Below are 21,211 nucleotides of genomic sequence, written 5' to 3' on the forward strand. Positions count from 1 at the left end.
TTGTGTGGCGGTTGCGTGTATTGGCATATTGAATGCAGAAGGTTTCGCCTATGAATATCTCTAAACTGTTTCGTTTCGTACTTTGTGGTTTCACGCTTATCGCGGCGGCTAATCTGGGGGCTCAGGACCGGGGGCAGGCTCGCGGAGGAAGAGGGGGAATCGAGGGCTTGGTCCAGCAGCTGGACTTGAGCGATACGCAGAAGGACCAACTGAAGGCGGTCTTTGCGGAGTCGCGCGAGGCGCGCCAGGCGATTCTTGCCAAGCATGGCATCGAGATGGGCAAGGGGGTGCGTCCCGATCGCGAGCAGATGCGGGAAGCCCAGCCTGAGATCGCGGCCTTGCGCAAGGAGACTGAGAGCAAGGCCAAGGCTTTGTTGAGCGAGGAGCAGATTTCGAAGTTGGAAGAGCTGCTCGCTGCGAACGATCGGGGTGGCAGAGCCGGCGGCAATCGGAAGCAGAACGCCGACTCTGACGAGGAGTAAGATTTCTTAGTTGTACGTGTCGCGTATCCTATCGATGGGTACGCGTTAGAAGGTTCGCTGGAGTAGGGTCCGGCGAACCTTTTTTTTGCGGCTTGAGATTGCTGGGCGGGGAATTCGGTTCGCAATTGCGGGGGGAGAGGTTTGTGGTTCCTGCGTGATTTCAATTCGGACGTATAAGTTGGTGGTATTCGACCTCGATTTTACCTTGTGGGATGCGGGTGGGGTGTGGTGCGATTGCTTGCAACCTCCGTTTTCCAAGCGGGATGGACGGGTGCTCGATGCGGCGAAGGCCTGGGTGCGTCCCTACGAGGAGATTCCGGAGTGCTTGCTCGATTTGGCGGCCGCGGGCTTGGACTTGGCCATCGCCTCGCGGACGACGCAGCCGCAGTGGGCCCGAACGCTCTTGGACCTGTTGGGCTTGCGGGAGCATTTCGCTTACGAGGAGATCTATCCTTCGTCGAAGGTGAGGCACTTTGCGGAGCTCAAGGCGGCGACGGGCTACCAGTACGGGGAGATGCTTTTCTTCGACGACGAAATGCGGAACATCGAGGAGGCCGGGGAGCTGGGCGTGCGTTGCGTGCATGTGCGAAACGGATTTCGCCGGGAGTTGCTCGACGCGGAGATTTCGCTTTAGCTGCGGGGGATGGCGATTTGGTTGGTAGAGTACTTTGGCAGTCGCGAGCTCAATACTTTGTTTTGGGTGGCGACGGCGAGCTCGGCTCCCTTTTGGCTGCTCATGCTGGTGTGGCCGCGTAGTCGCCTGACCAATACGCTGTGTCGCCTTTGGTTGGCTCCGCCTTTGCTTGGGGTGTTTTATTTGTATTTGTTCTATCTGGCCTACGACGTTACGGGACTGCCGCGTTTGGAAGGCGTGGAGATGAAGAACGTGCGGCGGTTTTGGGCGCATCCGATCTTGTTTATCGCCCTGTGGATGCATCGTTTGACGATGGACTTGTTCGTGGGGATCTGGATTTCCCGCTTCGCTCGCTTCCGCGGGTGGGAGGTGCGTTTCGAGCTGGTGCTGGTTTGGCTGTTGGGGCCGATCGGGACCTTGTTTTTCGCCGCTCGCTATTGGGTGGCGACTTTGATTGGCAAGTGGCGGTCGCGAAAGGAAGCGGTGACGGAGGAAGACTAGGTCAGCGCCTCTGTTCGCTGCTGCGGACTTAGCTGTTTTGCTTTCGCCACTGGCCGGGCGTTTGGCCGAGCTCGCGTCGGAAAACTTGCGAAAGGTAGGTGGCGGACTGGAAGCCTGACTCGGCCGCGATGTCCTCGAGGGTTCGCTTGCTGTGGGAGAGCAGGGTCTGGGCGCGTTGGAGCTTGTTGCGGAGGATCTCCTTGAAGATGGTCCGGCCGAGGTGGCGCTTGAATTCGTTTTCGAGCAGGGTGCGGCAAACGAAGGTTTGGGTGACGACTTGTTCGACGGAGATCGGATCGCAGGCGTGGGTTTTGATGAAGTCGAGAGCGCGGATGAGCTGAGGCGAGTCGATGGCGAGGATGTCGGTGGAAGCTCGGGTGACCACGGCGCGGCAGGGGACGAGCTGCTCTTTAGGTATCCGTTTTTTGGGGGCGCGCATCATCTGGTGGAGCAGGCTGGCGGCGAGGTGCCCGACGCGGGCGGCGTCGGTGGCGACGCTTGAAAGCGGAGTGGGCGAGAGGGTGCAGAGGTGCTCGTCGTTGTCGACCCCGAGCACGGCTAGGTTTTCGGGAACGGAGATTCCCGAGCGGGTGGCGGCGTCGATCGTTTCGCGGGCTAGGAGGTCGTCGACGCAGAGGATTGCGGTGCGGTCGTCGAGGGTTTTGAGCCATTTGGAGATGCGCTTTTGTTGGGCTTCCCAAGTGGCGTTGGGGCGGCCGAGGCGGGTGTCGGTGAAAGTGGCGCAGGGGTAGCCCGCTTGGGAAACCTGTTGCTGGAAGTAGGCGCAGCGCTGGTCGAGGTGGGGATGGTAGCCGCTGGGGGCGCCTACGATGGCGAATCGTTCGAATCCGTGATCGCGGAAGTGTTGGAAAGCCAGTTCGGCGACGCTGCGGTTGTCGACCCCGACGAAAGGCGTAGGCAGGTCCGGCAGGATGCCGCGCAGGTCGATCAGGGGAATATTGCGAGAGAGGAGAAGTTCGGCTGTATCGGAATCGCTAATACGGGCAAGGATACCGTCGCCATCCCAATTCCTAAGCCAGGAGGGCGCGGCTCGAGCGAAGCCCGAGGGTTCGAAGTAGACCGACCAGCTCGGGTTTTCGCGGTTGAAGCGGGCGATGCCCTCCAGCAGTCCGCGTCCGTAGGCGCGGGAGGTTTCGATCAGCAGGGCTACTTTGAGTCTTCGGGGCTGGCGGGGGCGAGGGGTCCTCATCTCTCGGCAAGCTTGGGAGATTTTCTCTGGGATACGAGAAAACTTAATAAAAATAAGAGAACAGGTAATGTGTGGGGAGCGTTTTTCCGCTATGATGCGGTGATTATGTCGAAGGTGCAGGACGAAGAGGAATTGTTGTTTGCGAGGGAGTCGCGACTGGCGATGCGTCGCGGAGAGTGGACGGGGGTAACGCAGTTTCGGGCCAGGGATCAGGTGCTGGCCAACTTGGTGGTGGTCTCGAAGGACTTGGCTTACGACTTCGTGGTGTATTGCCAGCGCAATCCCAAGCCCTGCCCATTGATCGAGATATTGGAGCCCGGCGATCCGGAGCCCCGCTACAGCGCGCCCGGAGCGGACTTGCGAACCGATTTGGCCAGCTACCGCGTGTTTCGGGAGGGCGAGTTCGAGGCGGACGTGCGGGAGATCGGAGATTTGTGGCGGGATGACAGCGTGGCGTTCCTGATCGGTTCGAGTCTTTCCTTCGACAATGCTTTGGCGCGAGCGGGGGTTCCGTATTCGCCGGATGTCTGGGTATTGAATTCGTCGATACCGACGCGTCCGTCCGGGAAGTTTTCCGGCAACATGGTGATTACTATGCGTTGGATGAGCGCGGAGCAGGCGGTGATCGCCACTCAGTTGACCGCTCGCTACTACAACAACCATGGCGCTCCGGTGCATATCGGCGATCCGGCGGCGATCGGCGCGGACCTGGAGAATCCGATTGTGGGCGCTCCGGTTGAGAGGATCCCGGAGGGAGTGGTGCCGGTCTTTTGGGCCTGTGGGGTGACGCCTCAGGTGACCTTGCTGGGGGCGAAGCCCGATTTGTTGATCACCCATACGCCGGCGCATCCATTCATGTGCGATTTGAAGGTGGACCGAATTTGCCTGCCTTGATGGGCGTTGAATTAGACCTGCCCTGCGGCTGTCGCAAGCGACTGTCCTACTAAAAGAACCCTATAAAACGAAGACCCCAAAATGATAAGAAGAGACTTTATTCGCGCCGCTAGTGGAGTGGGGGCAGGCTTGGCCCTGTCGCTCAAAGGCTTTGCCGCCTCGGAAGCGGAGGGCAAGAGGAAGCGTTCGGCTAACGACCGTATCAACGTAGGCTTGATCGGGGTGAAGAATCTCGGCGGCAAGGTTCATTTGCCGTCGGTGGTGGGATCGCCGGAGTGCCAGCTAGTGGGGATTTGCGATGTCGACGCGAAGGTCGCGGAGGAGGCCTTGAATACGGCGGAAGGGCTCTATGCGGAGCAGGCAGGGAAAAGTGGATACAAGGGGATCCGGACCTACGGCGATTTTCGCGAGCTGCTGCAGCGCAAGGATCTGGATGCGGTGATGATTGCGACGCCTGATCATTGGCATGTGCCGATCGCGAAGGAGGCGATCCGAGCGGGCTTGGACGTTTATGTGGAGAAGCCGCTTTCCTTGCATATCGAGGAAGGGCGGGAGCTGGTGGAGTTGTTGAAGGTCCATCCGCGGATCTTGCAGGTCGGAAGTCAGCAGCGTTCGCAGGATCGCTTCATCATTGCCAGCGAATTTGTGAGGAACGGCTTGCTGGGAGAGGTCAAGCATGTGGATGTATCCATCAATACCCGACCGGGCAGCGCGGAGAAGTGGAAGCCGGAGCCGATTCCGGAGGGGCTCGACTACGACATGTGGTTAGGCCCGGCCCCTTGGTCGGACTACCATTCGGATCGCCTTCACTACAACTTTCGCTTCATGCCGGAGATTTCCGGCGGGGAGATCGCGAACTGGGGTGCCCACTTTCTCGATACGGCGCAGATGGGATTGGGAACGGATGTGACGGGGCCGGTTTCGGTGCGAGGAATGGGGCAGCGGAATCCGGTCGGGGCGCGGCATACCAGCTATTTCGATCTCGATGTAGACTACGAGTATGGGAATGGGGTGACGATGAAGTTAAGGTCCGGGAAGAACGGGGTTACCTTTTTCGGGACGAGCGGGCAGCTTTACGTGAACCGGGAGGAGCTTTGGACGAATCCGAAGGACTTGATCCGCGAATACAAGGGGCAGCAGGAGGACTTGGCGATACGCTTGCGGCGGACCAAGGGCGGCCACTTCCAGAATTGGCTGGCCTGCGTGCGCTCGCGTCGGGCGGAGGACTTGCACGCTCCGGTAGAGGTGGGGCATCGCTCGGCGACGCTGTGTCACCTGGCTAACATCTCGATCGATCTGGGTCGTCCGCTGTACTGGAACCCCGAGCGGGAGAGTTTCTTGGACGACGCTCATGCGAATGCCTTGAGAAACCGTCCAGCCCGCGCGAAGTGGAGCTTCTAGCGATGAAGCGATTCCTTTGGGTAGGCGTTTTTTTGGCGCTGGCGTGTTTGACGTCGGCGGGAGCGGAGCCCGTGCGGGTGCACATGCTGTCGGGCTCGGCTGAATACCGATCCGAGGAGAGTCTGTTGGGCTGGGCGGAGCGCCTGGAGGAGCTCTACGGGGTGCAGTCGAGCTTCTCGTTGGGGACGGATAAGGTCGCTGCGGTGGCGGGCTTGGAAGGTCTGGAGAAGGCGGACGTGTTGGTGTTTTTTTGTCGGCGCTGGGAGCTGGAAGGCGAGCAGGCCCAGTGCATCGTCGATTGGTGCGAGGCGGGGAAGCCGGTGTTGGCGATACGCACCGCGAGCCATGCCTTCCAGTTCTACCAGGAATTCGATTCCAAGGTGTTGGGCGGCAGCTACAGCGGTCATGGTCCGGCGGAGGAGGGGATCCGTATTCAGATCGTGGAGGCGAATGCATCCGACCCGATCCTCTACGGGCTCGAGGGCTGGACGCGGCCGGGCAAGCTGTATCGGAATCCCGAGCTGGCCGCGGACGTGGAAGCGCTCCTGCGGGCGAGCTCTCCCACGGAGGAGGCTCCGGTCGCATGGAAGCGAGTGAATGGGACGCAGCGGGTGTTTTACTCCAGCCTCGGCGTGCCGGCTGACTTTCGGGACGAGCGCTTTCTGGGCATGCTGGAGCGGGCTTTGTTCTGGGTGGCGGGACGCTAGGGCGGTTTCGCGGCTGCAATCTATGGGTTTGCCAATCGCGATTCGTATCGTACGAATCGGAGTACATGAAACTCGGGGGCGGTATTTGCCGCCTCTTGATCGAATGGACTCACGCATATGGCAATTGAAAGCAAGAAAGAGGCAGCTCCCTCTGCCAAAGAACCTTCCCAATGGACGTTTTTCTCGAACCACGCCCATGTCCTGCTCTGTTTGGATAAGGGCGGCGACAAGGTGCTGCGCGACGTGGCCGTGGAGGTCGGGATAACGGAGCGGGCGGTGCAGAAGATCGTATCCGACCTGGAGGTGGCCGGCATCATTACCCGTTTCAAGGAAGGGCGCCGCAATCGCTACAAGATCAATCGCCGGGTGAAGCTGCGCCACGCCATCGAGTCGCACCGTTCGGTCGGCGACCTGCTGGACTTCGTGCACAAGGACTGAGGCGAGGCGCCGCGAGCGGCCGGGCGAGGGCTGGCCGCGTTTTTTTCCGTCTGATTTGGCGGGTTCGAGTGGAAGGGGGCGCATGTCTAAGGGTATGAAGACCCTTACCCTTTTTGCCGCGTGGGCGGTAGCAGCCTCGGCCTATGCTGGGAATCCGATCATCACGGACGTTTTTACGGCGGATCCGGCCGCCATGGTGCATGGCGACACAGTCTACCTCTACACGGGGCACGACGAGGCCTTGCCCGACAAGCCCGGCTACGTGATGGACGATTGGCTCTGCTTCTCGTCCACGGACATGGTCAACTGGAAGCCGGAGGGCTCGATTCTTTCGCTGGAGGACTTTCCTTGGGCCAAGGCAAACGCCTGGGCGGCCCATACCATCGAGCGGGACGGGAGGTTTTTCTGGTACGTCTCGGTCTGGCGGGGCGAAGGCTTGGGCTTCGCGGTAGGGGTGGCTACGGCCGACAGCCCCACGGGGCCGTTTAGCGATCCCCTTGGCGGGCCGCTGGTTTCCAGCGACATGACTCCTGATCCGATCAACCCCGAAGGGCGCCGCGTGACCTGGGACGACATCGACCCGGCGGCCTTCATCGACGAGGACGGGCAGGCCTACCTGTTTTGGGGCAATACGAACCTCTATTGGGCGAAGCTTAAGGACGACATGATCGAGCTCGACGGCGAGATCCATCAGATCGAGCTGCCCCATTTTACCGAAGCGCCTTGGGTGCACAAGAAGGGCGATCTCTACTACCTGACCTATGCTTGGGGCTTTCCGGAGCGCACGGCTTACGCGACTTCGAAGAGCGTCACCGGTCCGTGGGAGTACCGTGGCGTGATCAAGGGCTTGGCGGGCAACTGCAATACGAACCACCAGTCCATCATCGAGTTCAAGGGGCGCGACTACTTCATCTATCACAATGGCGGTTTGCTGACGGGCGGTAGCTTTCGCCGCTCCGTATGCATAGACGAACTACGCTACAACGAGGACGGAAGCTTGCAGCGCATCGTTTCCACCTTGGAAGGCGTTCCGTCGGCGGACGAACCTCGAGCGAAATAGCGTATCCATTAACTGATCACAAATGACTTCGAAATTGAGAACCACACTTTTGGCGGCAATAGGCTTGGGCCTTGCTGCGGCAGCTTGGGCCGATCCCGCCCAGTATCGCGGCAATCCCATCGTGACGGATATGTTTACGGCGGACCCTGCTCCGTTGGTCCATGGCGATACGCTCTACCTCTATACGGGTCACGATATCCAGAACGAGACGGATCGCTTCTTCAAGATGCACGACTGGTATGCTTTTTCCACTACGAACATGGTGGACTACGAGAAGCACGGTCCGTTGCTATCGGTGGACGACTTTGCATGGGCTCAGGGGGACGCGTTTGCCAGCCATGTCACGGAGCGGGACGGCAAGTTCTATTGGTACGTCTCGATTCGCCACAAGGAAATCCGCGTGCATGAAGGTTTCGCGATCGGCGTAGCGGTGAGCGATAGTCCGACTGGCCCGTTTCGCGACGCCATCGGCGGGCCTTTGATTACGGACGAGACGCCGAATTCAGTAGTGCTGAACATCGACCCGGCGGTCTACGTCGACGACGATGGGCAGGCCTATCTCTACTGGGGGTCCTGGAACGAAGGGCGCTGGGCGCGGCTCAAGGACAACATGCTCGAGCTGGAAGGGGAGGTGCATACCTTGGAGGCCCACAACTTCTTCGAGGCGCCGTTTATCCACAAGCGGGGCGATACCTACTACCTCACCTACGCGTCGCATTACCCGTCGACCACCGAGTACTCCACCAGCGACAGCGTGACGGGGCCTTGGACCTACCGAGGCGTGATCAACGATCTGCTGCCCAAGTCAGAGACGAACCATCAGGGCATCGTGGAGTTCAAGGGCAATTGGTATTTCGTCTACCACAACGCGGGCTTGCCCGGCGGCGGGGTGTACCGGCGTTCCCTTTGCGTGGACAAGCTCGAGTACGACGAAGAGGGCTTGATCAAGAAGGTGGTCCGCACCCAGACCAGCGTGCCGCGGATCGACTAGGAGGACGCTCCCTTGCGTGGAGATGGAGGCAAATGTTTGATATCGCGGGAAATGCCTCTAGCGTGGGCGGAGAGTCGGAGGAGCCCGTTTCGATCCTGCCCCATTTGATGGACGGAAAAGGAGCCTCCTCGAGCTCGAGGCATTGTTGCGACCCCATGAAATCTGAACCCAGCGAATCCCCGAAACCTCATTGGTCCGGCGCCAGCATGGCGGACCTGACGGTCTGCTTGCAGGCGATCGAGGCGGGGGACGAACGGGCTTCGGAGGAGCTGTTGCCGCTTGTCTACGACGAGCTGCGCCAGCACGCGGGCGTGCGCATGGCCCGCGAATCTTCGGCCCATACCTTGCAGCCGACGGCCCTGGTGCACGAAGCGTGGCTGCGGGTGGTAGGCAAGGGAGGGATTCGCTGGGAGAGCCGGGCCCACTTCTTCGGCGCGGCGGCGGAGGCGATGCGCCGAATCCTGATCGAGAGCGCTCGCAGGAAGGCGCGGCTCAAGCGCGGCGGCGATCTGGTGCGGGTGGATCTCGCGAGCATCGACGTAGCGACGGCGACCCCGGAAGAGAAGGTGCTGATGATCGACGAGGCTTTGGAGAAGCTTAAGCAAAAGGATCCGGAGCAGGCGCGGGTGGTGATGTTGAAGTTCTTTATGAGCCACACCAACGCGGAGGTGGCGGACATGTTGCGCATCAGCGAGCGCACCGTCGAACGGCGTTGGGCTTTTGCCAAGGCTTGGCTTCTCGACACCATCAAGCAGCAGCAAGCCCATCCCCTATGAATTCCGAGAGCGCCCGAGAGGAAGAAGTATTCGATGCGGCCCGCGCCATTGCGGACCCGGCGCTGCGTAGCGCTTTTTTGGAGACGGAGTGCGCGGACGATCCGGGGATGCTGCGTCGCCTCAAGTCGATGCTGGAGACCACCGACGAGGTGGACGACTTCTTTGCGGAGAGCGCTCGGGCGATCAATTCCGAAGAGGTGGCGGAGAAGCTGCGTCGCGACCCGGACGAGGAGGAGGAAGTGGGGGTGAAGATTGGCCGCTACCGGCTCTTGCAACGGCTTGGCGATGGCGGTTGCGGAGTGGTTTACCTCGCGGAGCAGGAAGAGCCGGTACGCCGCGCGGTGGCATTGAAGATCATTCGTTTGGGGATGGAGACGGAGCGGGTTATTTCGCGATTCGAGGCGGAGCGCCAGGCCCTGGCTATGATGGACCATCCGAATATCGCTCGCGTCTTCGACGCGGGGGAGACGGCGGGCGGCTCGCCTTACTTCGTGATGGAGCATGTGCGCGGAGAGGCGCTCACGGACTATTGCCGCGGGCACAAGCTGGGCATCGTGGATCGGCTGAAGCTCTTCATGCAGGTGTGCCATGCGATCCAGCACGCCCACCAAAAGGGGATTATCCATGGCGACATCAAGCCGTCCAACATCATCGTCAGCGAGCACGACGGCGGCGCCGTGCCGCGGGTGATCGACTTCGGCATCGCTCGGGCCACGGAGGCGGGCTTCAGCGAGATGATGCTTTTTTCCGGACCGGACAAGCAGGTGCTCGGCACGCCGTCCTACATGAGTCCGGAGCAAGTGCAGCTCGGTGGTTTGGATGTGGATACGCGGAGCGACGTCTACAGCTTGGGGGTCTTGCTCTACGAGCTGCTTACCGACAAGCCCTCCTTCGACAAGGATCGCTTGGCGAACGTGGGCATCGCGGACTTGCGTCGCATCGTGGGCAAGGAAGAGCCGCCGCTTCCATCGGAACGCATTCTTAGTCTGGGTAGTGAGGAAGCGGATACGATTTCAGCCTCCTTGAACAAGACGCCGAAGAGCCTCGTTTCGCGATTGAAGGGAGACTTGGATTGCATCGTGATGAAGGCGATGTCCAAGGATCGCCATCGCCGCTACGAGACGGCGGACGCCTTGGCCACGGAGATCAAGCGCTACTTGGCCGACGAGCCGGTGGTCGCTCACTCGCCCGGGTTCTTTTATCGCTACCGCAAGATGGTAAAGCGAAACCGCACCATGGTGCTAGCTTCCACGGCGGTGGCCCTGACCTTGATCTTTGGTCTGGGGCTTTCGACTTGGCTGCTTATGCGAGAGCGGGAGGCGCGTCAGCGGGCGGAGGCGGCGGAGCAGCAGCAGGCGCGGCTGCGGCAGGAGGCGGAGTTTCGCGGCCAGCTGACCGAGGCGGCCATGCTGGTGAGCAAGGAGGAGTATGCGGAGGCGGACGTTTTGGTAGGCGGAGTGGAGCTCAACGAAGCGACGATGGAGGGGGCTGCGGTCTTTCGGGCCCTGGGCGAATGGCACGCGATCAATGGCCGCTGGCGCTTGGCGGCGGAGCGTTTCAAGACCTTGCTGAAGGTGAACCAGCTGGAAGGTGCGGACGTATCCAGTTTGGACTACCTCGAGCTGGGGCCAGTGTTGATCGAGTTGGGCGACTTGGACGAGTACGACCGGTTTCGCCGTCAAGCGGTGGAGCGCTTTTCCGGCGTGGACCTGCCCTTTGCGGACCGGATTGTGAAGATCAGTTTGCTGGTGTCGGCCAATGGCGAGATGCTGCGTCAGCTGGAGCCGTTTGCGGAGGCGTCGAAGGTGTCGATCCATGGGGCGGAGACTTCGGGCGACAATTTCCAGGCGGCCTGGCGTTCCATGTCGCATGCGCTTTTCGAGTATCGGCGGGCCAACTACGCGGAGGCGGTTGCCTATGCGCGGCGTTGCTTTGCCTACGGGGCTCCGAATGCCCCGCGCGATGCGGCGGCGGGGTTCGTCTTGGCAATGGCTTCCTATCAGATGGGGCGTACGGACGATGCGGAGGCGGCGTATCGAGCAGCGGCGCGTTTGGTGGAGAGCAAGTACGTTACGAACATCGACCTGGGCAATCCGGTGCAGGGGTTCTGGTTTGACTGGGCGTTTGCCCGCGTGATCAAGCGGGAGGCGTCTCGCCTGCTGGGGATGGAGTGAGCGTCGGGAACTGTTGAGCCTTAGCTGGAGGGATCCTGCGCTGCGCTACGGAGGGGGCTTCGCGTTTGAACCTTTTTTTGGCGGGTTTGGAGCGGGGAGGGCGCATGTAGGGGTAGCTCGATGGGTGTCGCGGTTATTCGCTGCCGATCGGTCTTTGGATATCGAACTCCTTCTATTATGCCCTTATCTCTATCTTTCGCTTACAGGGAGGCTTCTTCCTTCACGCTATGAATTCGAAGAAGCTTACTGTCTTGGAAAAGGTCGGCTTCGGCGCCGGCGACATGTCGATCAATGTAATGGTCGCCGCCTTGTTCTTCTTCATGTCCTTTTTCTATACGGACATCTTCGGTCTGGATCCGGTGCACATGGGGATCTTGTTCATGGTGGCCCGCTTCGTGGACGCGTTCACGGATCCGATGATGGGGTTGATCACCGATAAGGTGACGACGCGGATGGGGCGTTTTCGGCCCTATTTTCTTTATTTGGCGGTGCCTTATGGCGTGTCGATGGTGTTGCTCTTCACCACGCCGGATTGGGACTATGCGGCGAAGCTGGTTTGGGCGTATGCGACTTACCTGCTGGCAACCTTGATGTTTACGGGGGTGGCGATTCCCTACATCTCTTATATCGGAGTGCTAACTTCGGACCCGCAGGAGCGGTTGTCGGCGAATGGGTACCGCATGTTTTTCGCGAAGATCGCGAACGTCGTCATCGTTGCATCGGTGCCGATCTTGGCGAAGGCATGGGGCGGCGACGATCTGGGGAAAGGTTACCAGCTGGCGATGGGCTTGATGTCGGGGGTGGGAGTTTTGCTCTTGTTGTTTTGTTTTTTCACTACACGGGAGCGGGTAGAATACGTGGCGGATCGCCGTCCCATCGGTCGCCAGATTTCGCTGCTCTTGCGCAATGACCAATGGCTGGTTTTAGCGGGAGCCTGTATTGTCGGTACGCTTGGATACGCGATTCGCGGGAGCGTGGCGATGTACTACGCGAAGTATTTTCTGGCTGGAGACGAGGTTATAATATCGGCTTTCACGAGCTCGGGCATCGCGGCTTCGATCGCGTCGATGGTGGCGTCGACTTGGATTACGAAACGTTACTGCAAGATCGCGCTCTTTCGGTGGTCCCAGATTTTGACCGGTGTGGTCAGCGTGGCCCTTTATTTCTTCGTAACGCCGGACGACGTGGTGCTGGCTTTCGGGCTTTATATTCTCCTTTGCTTCGTGGTGGACCTGCACGCACCGGTTTTCTGGTCGGCTATCGCGGAGGCGGTGGACTACGGACAGGCCAAGAACGGCGAGCGGGTTTCTGGATTGGCCTTCGGTGGAATATCATTTTGCCAAAAGGCGGGCGGCGGTCTGGCAGGTTTGATTGGCGGACTGTTGCTCAGCTATTTCAACTACGAGAAAGATGTGGAGCAGACGGCCTACACCTTGAATGGGATTGCCTTGATGTTGACGGTGATACCCGGCGTCTTCCATGCCCTGCTCGGGGTGATGATGTTTAAGTATAAGATCACGGATAAGTTCTATCACGAAATGGTGGATGGTAGCGATATTCTGAAGCCTGCCGAGAAGGGCGCCTAGGAACGCGTTTCGGGACGATTCGCCTCGATCGTATCAGCTGTAGCAATTTATATATTATGGACAAACGACCTACTCCTTTAATCGAGCAACGAGCGGATCCGCACATTTTGAAGGCGTCCGACGGGTACTATTATTTTTCGGCTTCCGTACCGGAGTACGATCGGCTCGAGTTGCGTCGTTCCAGGACGATTGCCGGTTTGGCGGAGGCGAATCGCGTGACGGTGTGGACGAAGCCGGAGGAGGGACCGTTTTCGGATTTGATTTGGGCTCCGGAAATTCACTTCGTGCGGGGCGCTTGGTATATCTATTTCGCTGCAGCTCCGTCGCGAGAAATCAAATACGACCTCTTCCAGCATCGCATGTATGCGATCCATACCGATGCGGCGAACCCCCTGGCGGGCGATTGGTCGGATCCGGTTCGGATCGAAACCGGAATGGATACGTTTTGCCTGGATGCGACGGTGTTCGAGCACCGGGGAGAGCTCTTCTACGTTTGGGCCCAGAAGGAGATTGGGATCGAGGGGAATTCGAACCTGTACATCGCTAAGATGGATACGCCGCTTACGCTGGCGACGAAGCCGGTGCGCCTGAGCGTTCCCGAGTTCGACTGGGAAATACGCGGTTTTTGGGTGAACGAGGGACCGTCGATCCTGAAGCGGAACGGGAAGGTCTTCCTGTCCTATTCCGCGAGCGCCACGGACGAGAACTATGCGATGGGCTTGCTGTATGCGGACGAGGATTGCGACCTGCTGGATCCACGCAGTTGGACGAAGCGTAGGGAACCGGTGCTCGGCTCTCGCCCGGAGTTCAAGCACTTTGGACCCGGGCATAACAGCTTCACGGTTTCGGAGGACGGACAGGACGACCTGCTGGTGTATCATGCTCGAGAATACACGGAAATCGAAGGCGATCCGCTTTGGGATCCGAATCGGCACACTTTCGTGAAGAAACTTCTTTGGGATGAAACGGGCATGCCTGTATTCGATGCGCAGCGTACCTAATTTGAATTGGAAGGACGAACGATGAGACGAATGATTTCAAGTGTATCCTGCCTGCTTTGCGTGACCCTGGCAGCTTGCGGGGATGAGCCGGCGGAGGTTCGAGAGACCGTTGACGTGCCACGTGAAGATGTGGTGGCCCACGATCCGGTTATTATAAAGGAAGCGGATACGTATTATCTCTTTACGACTGGTCCGGGGGTGTCGGTTTGGAGTTCCAGCGATATGGTGCATTGGACCATGCAGGATCCGGTATTCGATACGGCTCCAAGCTGGGCGACGGAGCTGGTGTCCGGCTTTAAGGGGCATATGTGGGCGCCGGATATCAGTTACCATGATGGTCGGTATATTTTATATTATTCCGTATCCACCTTCGGGTCGAACGATTCGTGCATCGGCATGGCCAGTAACGTGACGCTGGATGCGAGTCGTCCAGACTTCGAATGGAAGGACCACGGAGTGGTCGTTCGCTCGGAGCCCGGACTGCAGGACTGGAACGCGATCGATCCAAATTTGATATTCGATGAAACGGGGCAGCCTTACCTTGCCTTTGGTTCGTTCTGGAGCGGCTTGAAGCTGATGCCCTTGAACGAGGAGCTCGCCCGGGTCGAGCAGGGGGCGGAACCGATCGCCATCGCGAGCCGCCGGTTTGAGCTAAAATCCGCGGGTCCTGGTGAGGCTCCTGTGGTGCGGGAAGGGAACGATGCGATCGAGGGGCCATTTATTTATAGAAAGGGAGAATATTATTATCTCTTTGCTTCGGTAGACTTTTGCTGCCGCGGTAAGGACAGCACCTATAAAATGGTTTACGGCCGCTCGCGTGACATTCGCGGTCCTTATCTCGATCGGGAGGGCCATTCGATGCTGAAGGGCGGCGGTACTTTGTTGAAGGAGGGAGACCAGCGCTGGCAGGGTCTCGGCCACAACGGTATTTCGAATATCGATGGCGTAGAATACGCTGTTTTTCACGGTTACGACGGGGAGACGGATCGAGGTCTGCCTAAGCTTCACATCGAAGTCCTAAGATGGACCGAGGATGGGTGGCCGGTGCTCGAATAGGCTTCGTCGACCGAAAAGCCGTTGTCCACTCGCCACGTTTCGAAAAGCGGATATCCTCGATAATTGGATATTATGAAAAGTTTTTTGGCGGGTTTGGAGCGGCTACCGCGCATTGGCTAGTGAGGAGTTCCTCAGCTGATGCCCTTTTAGTTCTTGTTTCGACTAAATCAGCTACACCGAAAACTACCATATTAACATGACCCCGAAGATTAATAACCTAGAAGAAAAGACCCCACTGTTTTCTGCCAAGAGCAAGAAGTCACTTGGTCTTTCCGTCGCCATGCTCATGGCGATTTCGGGCGGAGCCGGCCAGGCCTTCGCTCAAGACGACGAAAAGGTATTCGAGCTCGACGCGTTCGTCGTCGAGAACAGCATCCGCGACAGTTTGGCTGCTGGTGTTGAAATCAAGAAGAACAGCCGCCAGATGATCGATGCTCTCGTAGCGGAGGACATCGGGAAGTTTCCAGATAACAACGTTGTGGAAGCGTTGCAGCGCGTGGCTGGCGTTCAGACGACGGACCGAGCTCGCGGCGAGGTGAATACCGTTACCATTCGCGGTCTCAACGACGTAACCACTACAGTTAATGGTCGCAATATATTCACTTCGTCCGGCCGTTCCGTAGCCTTGGCGGATATTCCTGCTTCCTTGGTGAACCGAGTGAACGTGTATAAGACGCGTTCCGCTTCCCAGATCGAGCACGGCATCGCAGGCGTGATCGACGTGCGCACGCAGCGTCCCTTCAATTTCGACGGTCAAAAGACGGTGCTGGCGGCTCGTGGGATCTACTCCGAGCTTTCGGACGAGTTCGATCCGAATGTGAGCGCCCTTTTCTCCAACGTTTGGGAAACGGACGGTGGCAAGTTCGGGGCGTTGTTTAACGTGTCCTTCGCGGAATCGAATTGGACGGACAAGAGCATCACTGCCGGCGCGATGGTCCCTTTCATAACGGAGAACCCACCTGCGGACTTCACCTTTGCTCCGCTCGAGCGCCTCTTTACGACGCATCCCTCCGCGGTTGAAAATCCGCTTTGGCAGCCAGGTCTGGAAGCTGGCCTGCCTTTCAACGAAGGCGCGACCTTGCCCTTGACGCCCGTCAGCGGGGGAGCGACTCAGCAGGTGCCTTACTACTTGACGCGCGATGCGGTTTTTTCGGCCGACTTTTACGGAAAGCGCGAGCGTCCTGCGGCAAACCTGTCGCTGCAATTCGCTCCGGACGACAATACCACTTACACCTTTGAAGCTTTCTATAACGGCTATCGCGAAAGCTTTAACAACAACCTGATGTTCTCGCTAGCGGACTGGTGGGGCAATCCGGGCGACTTCGAATTGATCCCAGGGACGAATATCATCAAGGAACGCACAGTTGGAAACCCATTCAGCTTCATGAGTGGCGACCGCACCGAGCAGAAGACCGATAGCTATCTCTACGCCCTTTCCGGCGAGTGGCAGGTTGGCTCGAAGCTCTCCATGACGGCTGACCTTTCGTACCAGAAGAGCGAGTTCTCCGTGGACTTCCTCGCGATCCAAACGAATCGCATCCCACCGAGCATCTCCGTTGACTTCAATGCAGGTGGCGGAGTGCCGGCCTTCAGCTTTGGGGACGACCCGAACACCGCTGTCGACGAAAGCGACCTCACGGTTGCGGAGCTGTGGAATATCGGTCCCTTCTTCGACAACGCGGACCGCGACGAAGGCGATGCGACAGAGCTGAAGGTAGACGGTGTCTACGAACTCGAGGAAGGCTTCTTCGAGAATATTGGCTTTGGCATCCGTTACGATACGCGCTCCGCCTCGGAAGCTGAATACCGTAGCGGCGTTTCGGATTTGAACCAGCCTTTGGCGAATTATCCAGAGATGCAGTATGTGAATTCTGGATACTACGATGGGCGTACCGATATTCCTGCCTCCGCGATGCTTATCAATGCTGACTATTTGAGCGCTGAGAGAGACACGGTGCGCGCCTTGTACGGCTACCCTACCTCTTCGGAATTCTCGATCGCCAAGAATTTCGAGATCGAAGAGAAAACGCTTTCAGCCTATGTGCAAACTGACTTCATGAGGGACTTCGGCGATCAGGCTTTGAGCGGTCAGGTTGGCTTGCGCTACGTGAAGGTCGATCGCGATTTAGACTTTATCTCTTCGAGCAGCTCAACCAGCGGGGATTCGATTCTTCCCAGCGCCGTCGTGCTTTACGATTTGACGCCAGATCTGCGGCTGCGGGCTAGCTACGGCGAGACGGTTCGTTATGCTGGATTTGGCGCTTTGAATCCAAATATCACATACGTCGAAGACGTGACGAACATCGGTTACGGAACTGCATCTGGCGGAAATCCAAACTTAGCTCCGACCGAGTCGAAGAACTACGATCTCTCGCTCGAGCGTTACTTCGGCGAGAAAGGGGCGAATATGGTTTATGCTACCGCTTTCAAGCGGAAGATCGAGGGACTCGTCATCGATTTCGTAAACCGTGTGAACTACGAAGGATACGACTATATTCTTTCTCAGCCAGACAACGCTTCGAACGGGGAGTTGGACGGTTTGGAATTCGGCTTGGTTTGGTTCCCGGAGAACTTGCCTGATTGGGCGGAGGGATTTGGTATCCAAGCAAGCTATACGACTCTGGACTCGATTCAGGATATCCCTATCACCAACGATGCTGGCGAGGTCGTGGGTACCGATACGACACCGTTCTTCGCCGTATCCGATTCCTCTTACAGCGTGGTGCTCGCTTACGAGAAGGAGCGCTTCAGCTCTCGTCTATCCTACGTCTGGAGAGATGACTTCCTCCACCACTACGAAGCTCGTTTGTTCGCCAACCCGCTCGGCGTGTATAATACTGCTCAGCAGAGTTTGGATCTGCAGCTCTCTTACAATGTTTCCGAAGACCTGGTGCTGACGCTCGACGCGACGAATCTTACGGACGAGGAATTCCACAGCTACTACGAGTATCCAGATACTCATAACTTTGGGAACTGGCTGATCAGCCGAACGGTTTCGATCGGCGCTCGTTATTCATTTTAGTTTCGGTATTTGATCGATACACATTGTTGGCAGGACGCTCGGGGGGGCGTCCTGCTTTTTTTGTGTTGGGCCGTAGCGCTGAGCTTTAGCCAGCGTCCGCAGTGCTGATCTTGCAAAGGGGCCGCTGGCTAAAGCTCAGCGCTACGATTTGCGGCTTCGCGGTACTGGGTCGGTGTAGTGTGGTAGGCGCTACGGAAGGCGCGGCAGAAGACGTTGGCGGAGGAGAAGCCGCTGGAGCGGGCGATCGTTTCGAGGGGCTGGGCTGTGGTTTCCAGCAGCCCGCGGGCGTGCTGCAGGCGGAGCTGGCGGAGCAGCGCTCCGGGGGATTGCTGGTAGCGGCGGGAGAAGGAGCGGATGAAGTGTTCGCGGGTGACGCCGCAGGCGCTGGCGATTTCCTTGAGGGTGATGGGGCTGGCGAAGCGGTTGCGCAGCAGGTGGTAGCCGTATTCGACGGGGTCACTGTGCTGGGTGTCGTTGACTTGCTGGCGATAGATGGCGGTGAGCAGGCGGGTGACGAGTTCGGACTCGTGGTAGCGGTCGCTGAAGTTGCGGGCTTGGAAGCGTTGGTAGAGCTCGTCGAAGAGGGCGCAGGATTCGCTGCCTTCGGGCATGGAGAGCACGGAGCCGAAGTCGCGCCGGATACGGTTGAAGAGCGGGGTGGCGGTGGCGCTGGGGTCGATGGAGAGGTAGCGCAGGCGGTAGGGCTCGGTGGCGGTGGCGGGGTAGCCGTAGCGGGAGTTTTCGCGCTGGGTGAAGGCGATAAGGCTGCCTTTGGGGAGGAGGTAGCGGCCGGTCTCGTTTTCGAAGAAACCTTCGCCGGAGAGGGTGCGCTGGAGGTTGATGCGGTTGGATTCGCTGCGTTTGGAGTTGTCCCAGTAGTAGCTGGTGTCGTGGCGCGTCTCGTCGGCGCCCCCGTCCACTCGTGCAAAAACGTCTTCCCGCATGTGGGGAAGACGTATCAAGTTTTGCACAGTTGGCGAGGGTTTTGGGAGCCCAGGTTCCTGCGGTGGGCCTTACTTCTTGCTGAGGCGGACGGTGAGCACGTCGTGGCTGGCGATGCGGGCCTTGAGCGGCTGGTGGGTGTCGCCGAGGTCCTGGTCGGCCCAAAGGTCGCGGATGCGGTAGTGGTCGGGGAAGGTTTGCTCCATGCGGTGCCATTCGACGGTGACGTCTTGGGCTGTTTCGGAGGTGTTGAGCACGGTGACGGCCCAGTCGCCGTCGTGCAGGGGCTTGACCCAGATTTCGTACTTTTCGGGGGCGGTAAAGATGCGCCAGCCGGCCACGCCGTCGGGGTCTTGGTTGAGGGCGATGATTTCCTTGTTGGTGAGGATTTCTATGATCTCGGGGGTGACGACGCGCATGTCGTTGCCGGCCATGAGGGGCGAGGAGATCATGGCCCAGAGGGTGAAGTGGGAGCGGGATTCGGCGAGGGTGAGGCCGGGGTTGCCGACTTCGAGCATGTCGGCGTCGTTCCAGCCTCCGGGGCCGGCGTGTTGGCCGAGTCCGTCGCGTCCGACGACGGAGGGCTTGGATTCGTGGTAGCCGTCTAGGATGGTCTTGAAGCCGCGGGACCATTTGAATTCGCAGTCCCAGCAGTCGTAGATGTCGCCGGAGATGCGCCAGAGGTGCCCGATGTCCTGGGCCCATTCCCAGGGCTTGTTGTCGCCCCATTCGCAGATTGAGAAGACGACGGGGCGTCCGGCGGCGTAGAGGGCGTCGCGCATGGTGGTGTAGGCTTCCTTGGCGTCGCGGGTGTCGGTGGCGCACCAGTCGTACTTGAGGTAGTCGACTCCCCAGGAGGCGAAGGTGCGGGCGTCCTGGTACTCGTGGCCTTGGCTGCCGGGATAGCCGGCGCAGGTGGTCTTGCCGGCGTCGCCGTAGATGCCGAACTTGAAGCCGATGGCGTGGAGCTGGTCGGCGAGGGCTTTGATGCCGCTGGGGAACTTTGCCGGGTCGGCCACGAGGTTGCCGTCGGCGTCGCGCTCGCGCAGGGACCAGGTGTCGTCGATGACGATGTACTGGTAGCCGGCGTCGAGCATGCCGTTGGCCTTCATGGCTTCGGCGGTGTCGAGCACGAGCTGTTCGTTGATTTCGGACTCGAAGGTGTTCCAGGAATTCCAGCCCATGGGCGGAGTGAGGGCCAGGCCTTCGAACTTTTGGGCGGAGGCGGCGCCGGCGAGGGCGGTGGCCGCGGCCAGTCCGAGGAGTGCGGAGCGGAGCAAGGCGGCCTTGCCCGCGAGGGTCTGTTTAAGGGTGTTTTGCATGTCTTCGTTTAAGGGGTTCGGCTTAGTGCCACGCAGAGAAAGGAGCGAGTCAAACGAGGGAGGTGGGAATATCACATATTGCACAAAATGGGATCACGTTTGGCGACGCTCGTGCTGCGGAGGGGGCGAGGGATTGCGTTTTGCAGGATTGGGGACGGCCCGCTCCTGGGGAGGGGGAGGGCCGCGGAAAAGCGCGAATTGCAAGCTGCTCGTCCGGAGGGGGATAGCGGGAGTGGGCCTAGGAGAGCGAGCGGCTGGCATGCCTTAAGCAAGAGGGAGGCGGAGGTAATTTATGATGATGAAAGCATGCGTAAGAGAAATTTTGGGACTCGTATTGGCTCTGGGCCTAGGGGCTGGGAGCGGATTCGCTGCGAATGGCGAGCGGAGTGACCCGGAATCGATGATCGGTGCCAAGGTGGTGGGTATCGCTGGATACACCCAACTGGGCGAGATCGTGGGCGTGGCCCGCAGCGGTCCGGGAGGCCCTGCTCAGATGTACGTGGTCCAAGTCAAGGGCTGGTGGGGCGGTCGTGGGGTAATCCCGCTTTCGCACGTGGTCGACGAGATGTCGGTGCCGGAGAAGGACGGGAGCCGCAGCTACCGCGTGGAGGTGTCGGTCAACAAGGCGACCTTCCGCAATATAGCGAATTGGGAAAGCGACGAGTCGCTGGCTTCCTACCTCGGGCGCATGGAGTCGATCTTGGGCACGGTGTACGGCCTGGAGCAGTCCACGCTCGACGGTTTTGCCCAAAACCTAGTGGTGGACGAAGGAAAGCTGGCGAACGAACCGAAATCCTCCGTCGCTAAGTTTTGAATACGGAGCAGTAAAGGGTGTCCGCCGTGGGAGCGTGGCGGCAAGGATTTCCTAAGAGCGCGAGGGCAGGGGAATCGCTTTTCCTCCCGTGAAGCTCCTTTAGCGCGAGGCGCTTTAGTGGGGGCACGTAGTGTTTGCTTTGCTAGTGCCCCGTTTTCGTAAGAAATCGGTAAACGAGCAGAGGTTTCCGCTCGCTGGTC

At 59.2% G+C, this 21,211-nt stretch carries 19 protein-coding genes; 16 read left to right on the forward strand and 3 right to left on the reverse strand.

The window, feature by feature from the left end; genetic code table 11:
• The first annotated feature begins 50 nt into the window (after positions 1–50).
• From QEH57_RS08745 to QEH57_RS08755, 3 genes are all read left to right on the forward strand, one after another.
• A complete protein-coding gene (locus QEH57_RS08745; RefSeq protein WP_309006338.1) occupies positions 51–482 on the forward strand; it encodes a Spy/CpxP family protein refolding chaperone in 432 nt (143 codons plus the stop codon).
• A gap of 154 nt (positions 483–636) precedes the next feature.
• A complete protein-coding gene (locus tag QEH57_RS08750; RefSeq protein ID WP_309006339.1) occupies positions 637–1,116 on the forward strand; it encodes a magnesium-dependent phosphatase-1 in 480 nt (159 codons plus the stop codon).
• 9 nt (positions 1,117–1,125) lie between these two features.
• Positions 1,126–1,617 carry an ABA4-like family protein gene (locus tag QEH57_RS08755; RefSeq protein ID WP_309006340.1) on the forward strand — a complete coding sequence of 164 codons (492 nt, stop codon included), beginning with the start codon at positions 1,126–1,128 and terminating at the stop codon, positions 1,615–1,617.
• A 28-nt stretch (positions 1,618–1,645) separates the two neighbouring features.
• On the opposite strand, the gene QEH57_RS08760 is transcribed toward QEH57_RS08755, so the two are convergent.
• Positions 1,646–2,827: a DNA-binding transcriptional regulator gene (locus QEH57_RS08760; protein ID WP_309006341.1), complete on the reverse strand. Its 1,182-nt coding sequence runs from the start codon at positions 2,825–2,827 to the stop codon at positions 1,646–1,648.
• A 105-nt stretch (positions 2,828–2,932) separates the two neighbouring features.
• On the opposite strand from QEH57_RS08760, the gene QEH57_RS08765 reads away from it, so the two are divergent.
• The 12 genes from QEH57_RS08765 (at position 2,933) to QEH57_RS08820 (ending at position 17,933) form a co-directional block, all read left to right on the forward strand.
• Complete coding sequence (locus tag QEH57_RS08765; protein WP_309006342.1) at positions 2,933–3,721, forward strand: DUF1445 domain-containing protein; 789 nt, start codon at positions 2,933–2,935, stop codon at positions 3,719–3,721.
• Between the two features lie 81 nt (positions 3,722–3,802).
• The gene (locus tag QEH57_RS08770) at positions 3,803–5,122 is read left to right on the forward strand and encodes a Gfo/Idh/MocA family oxidoreductase (RefSeq protein ID WP_309006343.1); all 1,320 of its coding nucleotides are present in this window, start codon (positions 3,803–3,805) and stop codon (positions 5,120–5,122) included.
• Positions 5,123–5,124: 2 nt separating this feature from the next.
• A complete protein-coding gene (locus tag QEH57_RS08775; protein WP_309006344.1) occupies positions 5,125–5,829 on the forward strand; it encodes a ThuA domain-containing protein in 705 nt (234 codons plus the stop codon).
• A gap of 117 nt (positions 5,830–5,946) precedes the next feature.
• Complete coding sequence (locus QEH57_RS08780) at positions 5,947–6,267, forward strand: winged helix-turn-helix domain-containing protein (RefSeq protein ID WP_309006345.1); 321 nt, start codon at positions 5,947–5,949, stop codon at positions 6,265–6,267.
• Positions 6,268–6,361: 94 nt separating this feature from the next.
• The gene (locus QEH57_RS08785; RefSeq protein ID WP_309006346.1) at positions 6,362–7,327 is read left to right on the forward strand and encodes a glycoside hydrolase family 43 protein; all 966 of its coding nucleotides are present in this window, start codon (positions 6,362–6,364) and stop codon (positions 7,325–7,327) included.
• 34 nt (positions 7,328–7,361) lie between these two features.
• Positions 7,362–8,318, forward strand: coding sequence for a glycoside hydrolase family 43 protein (locus QEH57_RS08790; protein ID WP_309006347.1), 957 nt, complete (start codon positions 7,362–7,364; stop codon positions 8,316–8,318).
• Positions 8,319–8,473: 155 nt separating this feature from the next.
• Positions 8,474–9,094, forward strand: a complete 621-nt coding sequence (locus QEH57_RS08795; protein WP_309006348.1) for a sigma-70 family RNA polymerase sigma factor — start codon at positions 8,474–8,476, stop codon at positions 9,092–9,094.
• On the forward strand, positions 9,091–11,268 hold the full coding sequence (locus QEH57_RS08800; protein ID WP_309006349.1) for a serine/threonine-protein kinase: 2,178 nt from the start codon (positions 9,091–9,093) through the stop codon (positions 11,266–11,268). The genes QEH57_RS08795 and QEH57_RS08800 overlap by 4 nt, the downstream gene beginning before the upstream one ends.
• Positions 11,269–11,495: 227 nt before the next feature.
• The gene (locus QEH57_RS08805; protein WP_309006350.1) at positions 11,496–12,854 is read left to right on the forward strand and encodes an MFS transporter; all 1,359 of its coding nucleotides are present in this window, start codon (positions 11,496–11,498) and stop codon (positions 12,852–12,854) included.
• A 56-nt stretch (positions 12,855–12,910) separates the two neighbouring features.
• Positions 12,911–13,855, forward strand: coding sequence for a glycoside hydrolase family 43 protein (locus QEH57_RS08810; RefSeq protein ID WP_309006351.1), 945 nt, complete (start codon positions 12,911–12,913; stop codon positions 13,853–13,855).
• Positions 13,856–13,876: 21 nt separating this feature from the next.
• Positions 13,877–14,911 carry a family 43 glycosylhydrolase gene (locus QEH57_RS08815; protein ID WP_309006352.1) on the forward strand — a complete coding sequence of 345 codons (1,035 nt, stop codon included), beginning with the start codon at positions 13,877–13,879 and terminating at the stop codon, positions 14,909–14,911.
• Positions 14,912–15,107: 196 nt separating this feature from the next.
• Positions 15,108–17,933 (forward strand): TonB-dependent receptor, encoded by a 2,826-nt coding sequence (locus tag QEH57_RS08820; RefSeq protein WP_309006353.1) that lies wholly within the window; start codon positions 15,108–15,110, stop codon positions 17,931–17,933.
• A gap of 128 nt (positions 17,934–18,061) precedes the next feature.
• Here QEH57_RS08820 and QEH57_RS08825 read toward each other — a convergent pair whose 3' ends face one another.
• Positions 18,062–18,895, reverse strand: a complete 834-nt coding sequence (locus QEH57_RS08825) for an AraC family transcriptional regulator (RefSeq protein WP_309006354.1) — start codon at positions 18,893–18,895, stop codon at positions 18,062–18,064.
• A gap of 51 nt (positions 18,896–18,946) precedes the next feature.
• A complete protein-coding gene (locus QEH57_RS08830; RefSeq protein WP_309006355.1) occupies positions 18,947–20,197 on the reverse strand; it encodes a glycoside hydrolase family 27 protein in 1,251 nt (416 codons plus the stop codon).
• Between the two features lie 292 nt (positions 20,198–20,489).
• Between QEH57_RS08830 and QEH57_RS08835 the strand changes: the two genes are divergently transcribed.
• Positions 20,490–21,011: a hypothetical protein gene (locus QEH57_RS08835; protein WP_309006356.1), complete on the forward strand. Its 522-nt coding sequence runs from the start codon at positions 20,490–20,492 to the stop codon at positions 21,009–21,011.
• Positions 21,012–21,211 lie beyond the last annotated feature (200 nt).

The organism is Pelagicoccus sp. SDUM812005 (assembly GCF_031127875.1).
Lineage (GTDB): Bacteria > Verrucomicrobiota > Verrucomicrobiia > Opitutales > Opitutaceae > Pelagicoccus.

Coding starts and splice junctions, on each gene's coding strand:
- QEH57_RS08745 (WP_309006338.1), top strand. CDS start 51: ATGAATATCTCTAAACTGTTTCGTTTCGTACTTTGTGGTTTCACGCTT.
- QEH57_RS08755 (WP_309006340.1), top strand. CDS start 1,126: ATGGCGATTTGGTTGGTAGAGTACTTTGGCAGTCGCGAGCTCAATACT.
- QEH57_RS08760 (WP_309006341.1), bottom strand. CDS start 2,827: ATGAGGACCCCTCGCCCCCGCCAGCCCCGAAGACTCAAAGTAGCCCTG.
- QEH57_RS08765 (WP_309006342.1), top strand. CDS start 2,933: ATGTCGAAGGTGCAGGACGAAGAGGAATTGTTGTTTGCGAGGGAGTCG.
- QEH57_RS08770 (WP_309006343.1), top strand. CDS start 3,803: ATGATAAGAAGAGACTTTATTCGCGCCGCTAGTGGAGTGGGGGCAGGC.
- QEH57_RS08775 (WP_309006344.1), top strand. CDS start 5,125: ATGAAGCGATTCCTTTGGGTAGGCGTTTTTTTGGCGCTGGCGTGTTTG.
- QEH57_RS08780 (WP_309006345.1), top strand. CDS start 5,947: ATGGCAATTGAAAGCAAGAAAGAGGCAGCTCCCTCTGCCAAAGAACCT.
- QEH57_RS08785 (WP_309006346.1), top strand. CDS start 6,362: ATGAAGACCCTTACCCTTTTTGCCGCGTGGGCGGTAGCAGCCTCGGCC.
- QEH57_RS08795 (WP_309006348.1), top strand. CDS start 8,474: ATGAAATCTGAACCCAGCGAATCCCCGAAACCTCATTGGTCCGGCGCC.
- QEH57_RS08800 (WP_309006349.1), top strand. CDS start 9,091: ATGAATTCCGAGAGCGCCCGAGAGGAAGAAGTATTCGATGCGGCCCGC.
- QEH57_RS08805 (WP_309006350.1), top strand. CDS start 11,496: ATGAATTCGAAGAAGCTTACTGTCTTGGAAAAGGTCGGCTTCGGCGCC.
- QEH57_RS08810 (WP_309006351.1), top strand. CDS start 12,911: ATGGACAAACGACCTACTCCTTTAATCGAGCAACGAGCGGATCCGCAC.
- QEH57_RS08815 (WP_309006352.1), top strand. CDS start 13,877: ATGAGACGAATGATTTCAAGTGTATCCTGCCTGCTTTGCGTGACCCTG.
- QEH57_RS08820 (WP_309006353.1), top strand. CDS start 15,108: ATGACCCCGAAGATTAATAACCTAGAAGAAAAGACCCCACTGTTTTCT.
- QEH57_RS08830 (WP_309006355.1), bottom strand. CDS start 20,197: ATGCAAAACACCCTTAAACAGACCCTCGCGGGCAAGGCCGCCTTGCTC.
- QEH57_RS08835 (WP_309006356.1), top strand. CDS start 20,490: ATGATGATGAAAGCATGCGTAAGAGAAATTTTGGGACTCGTATTGGCT.